The 12,076-nt window shown below is 51.7% G+C and carries 10 protein-coding genes and 2 pseudogenes; 2 read left to right on the plus strand and 10 right to left on the minus strand.

The genetic code is table 11. The annotated features are described in order from the left end of the window. Positions 1 to 174 precede the first annotated feature (174 nt). From AC0LWT_RS31105 to AC0LWT_RS31150, 10 genes and pseudogenes are all read right to left on the minus strand, one after another. Positions 175 to 1,662: a copper amine oxidase N-terminal domain-containing protein gene (locus AC0LWT_RS31105; protein ID WP_474685167.1), complete on the minus strand. Its 1,488-nt coding sequence runs from the start codon at positions 1,660 to 1,662 to the stop codon at positions 175 to 177. Between the two features lie 272 nt (positions 1,663 to 1,934). Further along, positions 1,935 to 2,561, minus strand: coding sequence for a nitroreductase family protein (locus AC0LWT_RS31110; RefSeq protein ID WP_474685168.1), 627 nt, complete (start codon positions 2,559 to 2,561; stop codon positions 1,935 to 1,937). Positions 2,562 to 2,744: 183 nt separating this feature from the next. Then, a pseudogene (locus AC0LWT_RS31115) lies at positions 2,745 to 2,971 on the minus strand (MBL fold metallo-hydrolase); the annotation flags it as partial. An 830-nt stretch (positions 2,972 to 3,801) separates the two neighbouring features. Then, positions 3,802 to 5,016, minus strand: coding sequence for a M24 family metallopeptidase (locus AC0LWT_RS31120; RefSeq protein WP_474685169.1), 1,215 nt, complete (start codon positions 5,014 to 5,016; stop codon positions 3,802 to 3,804). A 19-nt stretch (positions 5,017 to 5,035) separates the two neighbouring features. Then, the gene (locus AC0LWT_RS31125) at positions 5,036 to 5,779 is read right to left on the minus strand and encodes an amino acid ABC transporter ATP-binding protein (protein WP_474685170.1); all 744 of its coding nucleotides are present in this window, start codon (positions 5,777 to 5,779) and stop codon (positions 5,036 to 5,038) included. Between the two features lie 14 nt (positions 5,780 to 5,793). Continuing rightward, positions 5,794 to 6,438, minus strand: a complete 645-nt coding sequence (locus AC0LWT_RS31130) for an amino acid ABC transporter permease (RefSeq protein WP_474685171.1) — start codon at positions 6,436 to 6,438, stop codon at positions 5,794 to 5,796. Positions 6,439 to 6,465: 27 nt separating this feature from the next. Further along, the gene (locus AC0LWT_RS31135) at positions 6,466 to 7,320 is read right to left on the minus strand and encodes a transporter substrate-binding domain-containing protein (RefSeq protein ID WP_474685172.1); all 855 of its coding nucleotides are present in this window, start codon (positions 7,318 to 7,320) and stop codon (positions 6,466 to 6,468) included. 46 nt (positions 7,321 to 7,366) lie between these two features. Then, positions 7,367 to 7,948 carry a TetR/AcrR family transcriptional regulator gene (locus AC0LWT_RS31140; RefSeq protein ID WP_474685183.1) on the minus strand — a complete coding sequence of 194 codons (582 nt, stop codon included), beginning with the start codon at positions 7,946 to 7,948 and terminating at the stop codon, positions 7,367 to 7,369. 155 nt (positions 7,949 to 8,103) lie between these two features. Continuing rightward, a complete protein-coding gene (locus AC0LWT_RS31145) occupies positions 8,104 to 9,891 on the minus strand; it encodes a sensor histidine kinase (protein WP_474685173.1) in 1,788 nt (595 codons plus the stop codon). Beyond that, complete coding sequence (locus AC0LWT_RS31150; protein WP_474685184.1) at positions 9,881 to 10,603, minus strand: response regulator transcription factor; 723 nt, start codon at positions 10,601 to 10,603, stop codon at positions 9,881 to 9,883. Before AC0LWT_RS31150 ends, AC0LWT_RS31145 begins: the two co-directional genes overlap by 11 nt. A gap of 194 nt (positions 10,604 to 10,797) precedes the next feature. Here AC0LWT_RS31150 and AC0LWT_RS31155 point away from each other — a divergent pair, with 194 nt between their 5' ends. Further along, entirely contained in the window at positions 10,798 to 11,808 is a 1,011-nt protein-coding gene (locus AC0LWT_RS31155; RefSeq protein ID WP_474685174.1) for a M23 family metallopeptidase, read from the plus strand. A gap of 55 nt (positions 11,809 to 11,863) precedes the next feature. Then, positions 11,864 to 12,076 (plus strand): annotated as a pseudogene (locus AC0LWT_RS31160) (alpha/beta hydrolase); the annotation flags it as partial.

Genomic DNA, 12,076 nt, shown 5'->3' on the forward strand with positions numbered 1-12,076 from the left:
TTCACCTTCTCTGCGTACTTATTGTCATCCATTTGTGAACTTATATTTATAAATTAACTCAAGTAAAGTTTTATGTCAATGAGAAAACCTCTATCGAGGCCATTCAATGATGAGCGGCCGCGTTTAGAGGTTTGTTTTACCACCAAGCAGCGATTGTGCCGTGGCGGGGCATTCTCACGGATAAATGTTGATGCGTTTTAAAATGTCATCGTCGATAAGAAAAATATTGCCATTGCTGTCCGCAGACATCAATATACGGTTTCGGTCCAACGTCAACGGGTCCGACTGCTGTATCTGCGTCTCCGGGATATTGAAGATCCCCCTGTTGTGTGTAACGCCTTGAAGATCGGCGTAAACGGATATTTCGCCATTCGGATCGATTCGATGAATGAGCGAGTTTTTATCCAGGACATAGAAGTATCCATTGGAGGCTGACAGCCTGGTTATCGAATCCGTGTCGACAGATACTGCGGCTGCTTTTTTCAGCCCATTGTCCGTAAGTTTGAATATCGTTTTTCCGTTTTTGTCAAACACATACGTGACGCCGTCTTTTACCGTGGAGATCATTCGGGTTACGCCCTCGGTGCCGGAATCGGCGAACAGAGCCATCTTCTCGCCTTTTTTTGCCGAATAGACCGACCGCGTGTGCGGGTCCCCGTAATAATACGTTTGCTCGTCAAGAGAAGCAAAAAAATTATCCTCGATGTTGAAAAAGCCGGGCGTTTCAAACTGATATGTAATCATTTTCACTTCCGGCAAAATGGAATACACGACCGTTCGCAAACGCGGGTCCTCCGTTGTGCTCTCGCCGAGCACGTACAAAGCGCCGGTCGCGTCATTGTAAATCAATCTCTCGGGAACGAACGACGAGTAAATAAACCGAATTTTGTCATTTTTAACGGTATACTCAAAGTTGAACTTCTCGTTAATCGTAGTTACCAGAGAAAGCTTCTCTGAAGCATTCGGATCGTATTTCTTGATGACGAGTCCTGATCCTGTAACCGTGTCATTTTCAAGGATATAAACCTGATTATTTTTGGCCGCCGCCACGCTCTTGGTCGAGAGAGGGGCTAATTTCAGCTTATCGAAAGATTTTGGATATCGCCGGCCAGCCGTTAGATGATCTACGGTTACATGCTCCAAACGCTGCTTGGCAGGCGCTTCGGCCTGTTCGGCTTCCGCTTTCCGCTCGTTCGAAGTTACTTGAATCTGCTTAACAGTTTCGTCGTAACTGACGGTCAGATGCAAGCTTTCGGCTACGAATCGCAAAGGAACCATCGCCGTTTCGTTGACAATAACGGCAGGCTGCTCCAATTTGGAGCGCGTTCCGTTCACCTGCGACCATGCGTCATCGATCACAAGCTCGATAGTTTGTTCCTTGTCCTGTATCGTAATGCCGCGCTTCTTCTCCTCCCACTTCACATTTGCGCCAAACGTTTCGCTTATGAAGCGCAGAGGTACAAGTGTAACATTATTCAGCAGGATCGGCGCCGTCTGCAAAGCCACCTGTTTGCCATTGACCGTCGCAACCGGATCGCTTACTTTCAGGACGACCGTCTGCTTCGCCGCCGGAACCGTTTCCTTCGAATAGGCGGTCAGCACCAGCAGCGATAACGATAGGGCCCCCCATAACGCGATAAATATTTGCAGCTTACTCTTCATCCAATCAGTTCCCCCAATTTTTAAACAAACTCGTCCGCTCATTCGTAGTTTTGCGGGCTCGGCAGCCCGTCGCAAAGCGCCCATCGGCAAAAGAAAGGCCGAGGATTGCGCTCGCTTCTGTCCCCGGCCTCGTTGTACTAGTTTTTTGCAAGGTTCAATTGCCACGATAAGCCGTATTTGTCTTAGCCTTGCCGGCAAACATGAGAAACGGGGCAATTTGAGGGCTCGAACTCGCCAATCGAAATCAGCTCCTTTTTTTCATTTTGAACCCATTAAAACCGGTTGTAGCTGACGAACTCGCCGGTCGGTTTGCGGTAGCCGCGCGGCCTTCTTTTGGAAGTGTCCTCTTTCCCGATAGTCACCAGCAAAGCGATTGCATACCGATCCGGAATTTGCAGCACCTGCCGCAAAGCTTCGGGATCGAATCCGATCATCGGGCAAGTATCCCAGCCTCTTTCTTTTGCAGCCAGCATAAATAACTGGGCCGACAAGCTTGCGTTCCGAATGGCCTCTTCCCGCATGAATGTGTCGCCGCGCTCTTCATAAAACCGGGTCACCGATTCGACTGTCATATCATATTCTTGCTTATTAAAAACGCCCAGATGCAAAAACCCTTCATTTATTTTCGCCACATCCTTGTAAGCATCCATATTGCCCAGCACCGCGATAACCGCCGATGCCGATTTTACTTTGTATTGCTGCGCCGCTGCATGGTACACTTCATCTTTGACAGCAGGGTCCTTAACGACGACATAGTGGGCGTGCTGCAAATTGAATGCCGACGGTGCGAATTTGACAAGGTTAAAAATTTCCTCCAGCTCATGGTCCGGCAGTTCGATATCGGGAATAAACTTGTTGGCGGATCTGCGCTCTTTGACTAAAGAAATAAAATCGGTCATTGTGTCCACTCTCCATTTTCTAGTATGCTGTATGTAGAACAAATTCGAAAAATCTTTAAATTGATTATCTTAATATTAAGATATAGTATTGGGAAGCAATAGTCAAGACCCAATTGAGACACGAAACATAGTCCTGCCGCTACGGCAAGAAAATGCTTTAAAGAACATGCGGCAAACTTCAACTTAGGGATCCCTGGCTAGACCTAATATTAATCCACCGTGATTACAAACCACCATATACTTTTTCAACGAGAGACGGGCTGCATGCATATCGGGAGTAGTCTGGACATGAATTCCCCCGAGAATCCCGTTAAGACTATACATCGAATCCCCGGCAATAAGAAGAGGACGACACGAATCCCGCCGCAAAGCGGCAGTTCTTGGCCGTCAATCAAGGTTTCGTCCATTTTACACGCCCTTTTTCACCTATTCACCCGTAAACGGGTCGATCAGCTCATTCATCATTAGCCATCTACGATCTGCAGGATCAACTCGAAAAATCACACAGAATTATCCTTCTTTCGTTAAATCGATAATTCTGTATGAAAATTAATACACATTAGCTCAAATTGTTCTTTTCTCCGACTACTGATCCCCGCCGCCCATGACCGTACATGCAGCTGAATAGACTCCGGCTTCCATCTTTTCATTGAGTTAAAGGGATGAACTCCCCGTCGAACCGGAGGTTTTCTTCAGAACAAGGATTTAAGCTGGCGGCATAACGCGCTAAGCGCAAGCGCAGGGCGGCACGACGTGGACGGCTTAGTTGCGTGGGGGGCGGCCGACACGGACGGCTAAGTGCTGTAGCGTGTGCGTGGGGACGGGTGAGTAACTATTCTTTTACCTCCCAGAAACCGGGGCGGCCGTTTGTGAAGCGGCTCGCTAACCCGCAAAGCCTGCAAAAGTGCAGCCTTTTTCGGCAAAAGCGGCTCGTTTGGAGGAAAAGCCTGCGATAGTGCAGGAATTCCCGCTCCAAATAGAACTGAGCCCCGAATTCAGCGAAAAAAACTGCAGATTTGCAGGAATTTATCGCTGCAAGCATATTTTGGGGCAAAAGGATGCACTTTTGCAGGTTTTTTCGCATGGCCGGCGTTGTCCTGGCCACAACAGCTTTTCGACGGTCGGCCGCTCGGCACGGCTCGAATAAATAAGGGGTCCCCCCCGATCACCCCAAAACTTATAAATTCTTATATGTCAAAAAAAAGAGAGGCTTCTAAAAGCCTCCCTCTCGACTGCCAACTTAAAGCGAAATCAAATCCCGCGACAGCTTGTTGAGCCGTTCGCAGCCCGATTCCGTTACCAGCACCATATCTTCAATCATAATCGAGCCTACGCCGTAACCGTAATAAGGGGTCTCCAGACAAATCACCATGCCGGGCTGAAAAACGGTACTCTCGGCTGGGCTGATGAACGGAGGCTCTTCCGCCGCAAGGCTCAAACCCGCGCTGTGCCCAAGGTGGCCTCGGTTGTAATTGTCCAGACCGGAACGGCGAATCAGGCCCATGACTTCGTCAAAAACGGACTGCATCGTTTTCCCCGGTTCGATCAGCTCCAGGAGACGGTCGTGCCCGATCCTCAAAGCCTCGTAAGCCCGCTTCGCCGTATCGGCAGGAGCCCCGATGACGAAAGTCCGGGCAATGTCGGACCCGTATCCTAGCACATCGACGCCTACGTCAAATTTGACCAAATCCCCGGGCTCGCCCGGACGGGTATCAAAAATATGCGCAGGGGCAAAGTTCGCCCCGACGGAAATCATATGGAATCGCGACGTCGATCCCTCTCGGTTGCGCAGCAGCGCTTGCTGAAAAGCGTGCGCAATGTCGGCGGCGGAACTCCCCGCCCGAATGCTCCGCACGGCTTCGGAGACGCCCGCTTCGGCATAGGCGCAGCTTCGGCGCAGCAGCTCGATCTCCCATGGCGTCTTGATCGCGCGCAGCTCGCTAAAAACGGGAGCTGCCTCGACCAGCTCCCGGCTTCCCGCGAGCTCAAGCAGGGCCGCCGCCGCAGGATACCGCATGGAGCCCAGCTCGACGGCCACCCGGCCTTGCGAGACGCCATGCTCGTCCAGCACTTGCACGAGCAGGCCGAACATTTCCTGCACCTGGTGCGCGGTCGGCCTTTTGCCTTGATATTTCCCTCCCCGCAGACCCAAAGGATCGTCGACATCGACCCACGTCGGATACGTTCTGATCTCGCACCCGGGCAAATCCTCCGGAACGCCGGCGGCTTCGAACTCGTTCATGATCACGATCGTCTTCCGGTTCGGATCGCGAAACATGACGGCCAGCGCCACTTCACTCATGCGCAGCGTATACATGAACGTGCTCGGGTGACCGGAGAGGTAGTAAAAATTTTCACAGCCGGACGCCACGAGCGCGTCCAGGTTGTCCCTTTCCATAATCCGCCTCGATCTCGCGGCAATATGGCTCAAATGTTCTGCTTTGCTGGAAAGCACGGTCTCACCCTCCTGCGTGTTATTCGCCAAGCTGCCGTAAAAATTTACGCGCGCGTTCGGTCTGCGGCCCGGCAAAAAACTGCTCGGGAACGCCCTCCTCCTGTATTTTCCCTTCGCTCATAAAAATAACTCTGTCGGCCGCTTCCCTGGCGAACTTCATTTCATGTGTCACGACGACCATCGTCCTGCCTTCCGCGGCAAGCTGCTTGATCACCGCGAGCACCTCCCCCGTCAATTCCGGGTCCAGGGCGGATGTCGGCTCGTCAAACAGCATGATCTGCGGCTCCATGGCGAGCGATCTGGCTATCGCCACCCGCTGCTGCTGGCCTCCGGAAAGCCGGGACGGATATTCGTGCTTCTTTTCCAGCAGGCCGACTTTGGCCAGCAGCGATTCGCCAAGCTGCACAGCCTCCGCCTTGGGCATTTTTTTCAAAAGCATAGGAGCCATCGTGACATTTTCCAAAACGGTCATATGCGGAAATAAATTAAAGGATTGAAAAACCATTCCGGTTAACGAACGGATCTGTTTGATCGCCTGCTTTTTCGCCGGGGCATCCATGGCCGCATCCCACTTGATGCCGCCTATGCGGATCGTTCCCTCATCAGGCTCCTCCAGCCCGTTCAGGCAGCGCAGCAGCGTGCTTTTGCCCGAACCGCTCGGGCCGATGACGACCACGATTTCCCGCTGACGAATATGCAAATCGATATGCTGAAACACCTTTAAATCTTGAAAACTTTTGCTAAGCTTGCTAACCTCGATCATGCGAACCCACGCCCTTAATAAGCCTTGGATAATTTCGTTTCAATGCGGTTCAAAATATAGGAAAAAGCCATGCTCATGATCCAATACATGAGGGCAATTGCAATATAAAAAGGCATCGCTATATAATACTGGGCCATGAGCAGTTGAGCCGAACGGAGCAGCTCGGTGACCGTCACGATGGATACGAGCGAAGTTTCCTTCAGCATGCCGATAAACGTATTGCCCATGGGCGGAATAGCTACTCTGGCCGCCTGCGGGAGCACGACTTTCAGCATCGTCTGCCACGGCGACAAGCCGAGCGACAGCGCCGCCTCCGTCTGGCCTTTGTTCACGGACAAAATCGCGCCGCGAAACGTTTCGGACAAATAAGCGCCGATATTGATGCTTAAGGAAATATAGGCCGCAGTGAGCGGCCCAAAATTGATTCCGTAATCGGGCAATCCGTAATAGACGATAAAAATCTGAACAAGGATCGGCGTTCCGCGGATAATGGAGACATAGACTTTGGCCGCATTACGAATGAGCCAATTTCCTTTTAACCGCGCTATCGCTACGATCAGAGCGATTATGAAGCCGAAAAACATCGATACAAGCGTGATAAGAAGCGTATAGTAGGCACCCGTCAATAGAAAATGGAGATTTTGAATAACAAGATCCATTCCATGCATCCTCTCCAGTCGTGCCCGTTAAATGTTAGGGTCGACCCCAAACCATTTTTGGAAAATCGTTTTAAACGTTCCGTCGGCTTTCATGTCGCTTAACGCTTTATTGATCGCATCCAGCAGCTCCGGATTGTTCTTGCGGATGGCGATGCCGGCGGAGTCCTCTTTGATCGGATCGCCTACGGTTTTGATTTTGAATTGATTTTTCTCGACCAGCGGCTTGATCGCGAATATGTTGTTGATCGTCGCATCGATCCGGCCGACATTCAAATCGGTCAAGGATGTGATAACGTCGTTGTACGTGGCGATTTCAAATGTTCCGACTTTCGGCAGCACGACGTCGCGCAAATATTTCTCATCGTTCGTGCCGAGCCCTACGCCGACTTTTTTGCCTTTGAAATCGTCGATCGACTTGATCGTCGTGTTGTCGCTTTTGACGATGACATTGACGGCATTTTTAATATAAGGCGTGGAAAAATCCATCGTTTTTTTGCGGTCGTCGGTGATGGTCACCTGGCTGACCAATGCGTCGTACTTGTCTTTTTGCAGACCTTCGATCAATCCGGAAAATTCCCCGGTGATGAATTCCACCTGCACACCCAGACGCTTGGCGACTTCTTTCGCCACATCGGCGTCAAATCCGTCCACTTCATGCTTGTCGTTCAAAAAGTTATACGGGGCATAGGTTCCCATTAAGCCCACTTTGATTTTGCCCGACTTTTTGATTTGTTCGAGCAGGTTCGACGAGGCCGCCGCTGCGGTTGGCTGGGCGCTTGGGCTTTGCGCCGCAGGCTGCGACGGTTTCGTCCCGCATCCTGCGAGTGCGACCGTAATTACGCTTAACAACGATATCGATTTAAACCATCTGTTCATTTTCATAGTGACTTCCATTCCTCCCGATTGTTCTCTAGTCGTATATGTTTCATTATCCCAACAATCCCAAAATCTCAAACCTTGCCGTTTCTTCCGCCATTTGCGCAGGGCTGTACGCCGATTCATAATCGACGTCGTGCATCGGGCCGAACAACCATTTGGTGAGCACCCCTGTAATGAGGCCGACAAGAATGCTTACCCGCAGGGGCACATCGATCTTTTGCGGCAGCATGCTGAGCTCTATTGCGCGCTTGACGTTGCTCTTGAAGGCTTCTTCGAAGGCGATCCATGTTTGCGATACGGCTTCCCTGACCGGCGGGTCGGCGCCCTGGCCTTTGATCAGCAGCAGCGCCATCAAATACCGGTTCTCATGGGCGAATTCGAACAAATCCGTGAGCAGCCGCGCCGACGACCGCACCATATCTTCCGTTGTCCCGGCGTGCTTGCGGTATCCTTGTTCGATCACTTTGGCCAGCTTCTCTTTGCCGCCATCGATTAATTCCAGCGTAAGCTGTTCCTTGCTCTGAAAATACCAATAAAACGTTCCTTGGGACACGCCCGCAGACTTAACCACATCCGAAATTTTCGTATTGTGGTACCCCTTTCTCGCAAACAGCTCAAGCGCCGCCCCCATCAACTGCTGACGGCGATCTTCCTGATCCGGCACGGTTGCAATCCTAACCACCTCTTCTCACTTAACTGACGAGTCAGTTAATGTTAATTCCGATGTGTTTACTATATTTTAAACGTGCCTTGTTGTCAAGATGATAACCCTGTTCAAAATCAATTCTACACTTCGGCATGCTTGTCTGCCGGATTTGTCTGCGATCCTTCGAGCTTCCAATGAAGCAGGATCGTCGTCCCCCGCCCCTCGGCGGTTATGACTTTGATCGTCCCGCCAAGCGCTTCCGCCAACGCCTTGGTAACGGCCATGCCAAGCCCGGAGCCCTCCGCTCTGCTTTCGGTGTCCGTGCCCCGGTAATACCGCTCGAACAGCCGGGTTGCCGTCTCTTCGTTCATTCCCCTGCCGTTGTCCGCGAAGGATAAAATAATGCCGGATGGCTCTGCGGCTTGAACGGACACCGTTAAAATCGTCCCTGCATCGTTATGCAGCAGGGCGTTGGCGACCAAATTGTCCACGATACGTTGAAACCAGGGCTTATATACGAAAATATAGGAGGGAGTGCCCGAAGGGATGAAACGGACGCTGCCTCTCGCGTATACCGGATGGTTAGCCGCTTCCTCGACCGCTTCGGCTGCATATTCGTTAATTTCCACAAGCTCGTCGGAAGGAGCCCCTTGTCCGTTTCTCAGCCGGTACGTCAGCGTCAAATCATTGACCAACTCGTCCAGAAAGGAAGATTTGTCCAAAATGATTCTGGCAAAAGAGCGCACCTCTTCCGGCGTCCACTCATACGTATCGTTCTCCAAAAGATGCGCATAGCCTTTGATGGAGGACAAAGGGGTTTTCAAATCGTGCGAAACGCCCCCGATCCAATCGGCCCTCATTTGTTCGGTTTCTTCCCGCAGCCTCTCATTGCGGTGCAAAGTCTGCGATAACGAATTCATCGAATCGATCACGTCCTGATAGACGCGAAACTTGCGTTTTCGTCTGCCGCGGCCGTCCTGGCTGCGGGGAACGCCGCCCGGATCGGCAGGTTCCTCATACCGGCCTTCTCCCAAAAATCCGAGCCATTTCAGCACATGCATGATCGGAGAGCCGAAGCGCTGCCCGAACAAATAGGCGACGATCAAGAATACGAGCATTGCCGCCAGCAGGAACGTTCCAATACCGATAGCGAGCACGCGAATCTCCGGATTGAACAGCGGCTTCTCCCCGGGCTTCATGCCGGATAACGGAGAGCTGAGCACCCAGGTCCGTCCGGTTTCCTTGATGTATCGCGACTTCAGGCTCGTGCCGTAACGGTCAGGGTATACGGAGCGCAGCGCCAATTCTTGAACGGAGAAATCGGCTACGACTTGGGCGGGCTTGTTAAAGGACGCTATCTCTGCGCCGTTCTCGTCCAACAGCTGCAGCCAGGCCGCACTGCTTCTCAGGCTGCTCTGCAATTCGTCCGAAAGACGAATGTCTTTGCCGTTAATGACAGCGTGATCGACCAATTGTTGGAGTAAGTAGTCGTCCCGCTTTTCTTTGCCGTAAACCAGCGTATGGAGGGTACCGTCCTTTTCCTGTATCCACAAGTACAATTGATAGGGAAAAGGGCTCTTTCCAAGCCAATAAGCGGTTAATTGTCCCGGACCGTAGGAGAGCGGAACATCGTCCGGCGTATAGAAAGCGTCCGTTACTCTGCCCTTTTCATCGAGATGCTGGAGCCATCCTCCGCTTTCGCGAACCTGCTCCAAAAGCTCCGGGTCGAATCGCAGCTTGTCCCCTTCGGATTGAATCGTTGTAATCAGCCGGTACAAGCCTGCGCTCTCGAATTGCCGCGTCGCGTCTATCTTCGTCAACTGGTCCAGCATCCAATAAAGCGCGGCTCCGGCCAGCGCCAACAAAATGAGCCCGACGGCCGCCAGCCAGGCGACCAGGCGGAGAGCAAGCCGGCTTTTAATGTTCATGCGGAAGCTCCTTCTTCACCAGCTTGTACCCAAGCCCCCTGACATTCACCAGGTACTCCGGCTGGGCGGGATCGGGTTCTATTCGCTCGCGGATCCGGTGAATATGAACCATGATGGTGTTGTCGTCATTCAAGCTGTTTCCGCCCCACACCCGTTCGTATAGCTCGCTTTTCGTGAAAACACGATTGGGGTTTTTGCATAAAAACATCAGGAGTTGAAAAACAAGCGAAGGGCAGGGAACCGGCGTACCGTTCACGCGCAGCTCCGCGGCGGCTTCATCGACCTGAAAACGGCCGAAATCGATCATTCTGCCAGCCGGAGCGGCTGAGGACTGAATCGCTTTGCCGGAACGGCGCAGCAGCGACTTGATTCTGGCGACGATTTCCAGCGGATTAAACGGCTTGGTGACATAATCGTCCCCTCCGACCGCAAACCCGGTCAGCTTATCGAAATCCGTCGTCCTCGCGCTCAGGAAGAGAATCGGAGCGTCCGTTAATCTGCGAATGAAAGGGCAGGCCTCAATACCGCTCATACTCGGCAGCGTTACATCGAGGACGATGACGTGATAGCCTCGCCGCTCGCACGCGATCAGCGCCTCCTCGGCCGATTTTACTTTATCTATCGTCTGGAACCCTTCTTTGCGAAGTACCGTTTCCAATAACTGGAGTAATGCTTGTTCATCGTCCACGAGAAGGATGGCGGCATCTTTCAAGTTCATTTCACTCCTCTGCTCCCGGCGTTTCCTCTTATTTTAACATGTTCCCGCTGACGGGGAACCGCTGCAAACTTAACGGAACCTTAATTATGGCTGATCCGAATTAAGATTGGCGTAATATTCCGTTTCCAATGAAATAAGACTGATCTTTCATAATGGAGACAGGTCGATTAGAGAATGGAGTGGAGACAATGAAAAGAACATTAGTACTTCTGACAGCTTGCGCTATCCTGCTGGGAGGGTGTGGAAGCGGCAATAACGGCAGCGGGAAACAATCCGCAGCCACTTCGGAACCGGCAGCGGCATCCGAATCGAAGGAGCCAGATGCGATGAAATTTAAGGCGGAACAAATCGGGCAGGCTTTGCTTGACGGACAATACGATGCGATTTACAAACAAACTAGCGCCGAGTTTCAAAAGCAAATTGCTAAAGACCAGTTCCGGGAGGTTGTCACCAGCGTCAGCGAGGGCGTAAAAGTATGGAAGCCCCATTCGCAAGCACGGTTAAACGGAACGAATTATTTCACGTGGACAGATCAGGAAGGCAAAAAAGGAGTCATCTTAACGATGGACGCGGAGAACGTGATTACGGGACTTCAGTTTAAGCCGTTGGAAAGTTTTCCGGCAACGGACGATACATTGACCAAGCTTGAATACGGCGCTCCGTTCAAAGGGGAATGGTTCGTCTTTTGGGGAGGCCGGGACGTTCTCTCGAATTATCACTACGCGTATCCCAGCCAGCGCTACGCCTACGATATCATTCAGGTCAAAGACGGATATTCCTATAAGGGGGATGCCGCCAAAAATGAAAGCTATTATGCGTTCGGACAAGAGGTCCTCGCGCCCAGGAACGGAACGGTCGTCGACGTCGTGAACGATATCAAGGATAACGTCCCGGTCGGTACTATGAATGCCGATCGGCCTGCGGGCAATATGGTCGTTATCGATCACGGCGATGGAGAATACAGCTTTCTCGCGCATCTCCGGGAAGGTTCCGTCAAAGTCAAAATCGGAGACAAAGTCGCCAAGGGGGACCCGGTCGGGCTATGCGGCAATTCCGGCAATTCCAGCGAGCCCCATTTGCATTATCAAGTATCCGATAACAAAGACTTGTTCGCAGGAAAATCGATTCCCGTGCGCTGGGAGAACGGTCTGGTTATGCGGCAGGGAGAAGCCGTCGCTAACGCTGCCGCCGCTCAATAACGACGCCCGATCAGCCATTGGAATCTATGTATTGACATCCAGGAGAGTGTGAGAGATGAAAAAATGGCGTAAAAGATTATGGAAGACGCTTGTTATCGGGTTCGTGGCTATTCTTGTTTTTCTGGGATCAGGCGCGATATATGAACAGGTGAGCGTCCGGAAGGATTTGAAAACTTATACCCCTAGCGGCAAGCTGTACAAAGTGAATGGGAAAAATATGCATTTATATACCGGCGGTCAAGGGGATGTAACGGTTGTATTCGCTTCC

The sequence above is a fragment of the Paenibacillus sp. sgz302164 genome (assembly GCF_056120505.1).

Coding starts and splice junctions, on each gene's coding strand:
- AC0LWT_RS31135 (WP_474685172.1), bottom strand. CDS start 7,320: ATGAAAATGAACAGATGGTTTAAATCGATATCGTTGTTAAGCGTAATT.
- AC0LWT_RS31125 (WP_474685170.1), bottom strand. CDS start 5,779: ATGATCGAGGTTAGCAAGCTTAGCAAAAGTTTTCAAGATTTAAAGGTG.
- AC0LWT_RS31105 (WP_474685167.1), bottom strand. CDS start 1,662: ATGAAGAGTAAGCTGCAAATATTTATCGCGTTATGGGGGGCCCTATCG.
- AC0LWT_RS31145 (WP_474685173.1), bottom strand. CDS start 9,891: ATGAACATTAAAAGCCGGCTTGCTCTCCGCCTGGTCGCCTGGCTGGCG.
- AC0LWT_RS31155 (WP_474685174.1), top strand. CDS start 10,798: ATGAAAAGAACATTAGTACTTCTGACAGCTTGCGCTATCCTGCTGGGA.
- AC0LWT_RS31140 (WP_474685183.1), bottom strand. CDS start 7,948: ATGGGGGCGGCGCTTGAGCTGTTTGCGAGAAAGGGGTACCACAATACG.
- AC0LWT_RS31130 (WP_474685171.1), bottom strand. CDS start 6,438: ATGGATCTTGTTATTCAAAATCTCCATTTTCTATTGACGGGTGCCTAC.
- AC0LWT_RS31110 (WP_474685168.1), bottom strand. CDS start 2,561: ATGACCGATTTTATTTCTTTAGTCAAAGAGCGCAGATCCGCCAACAAG.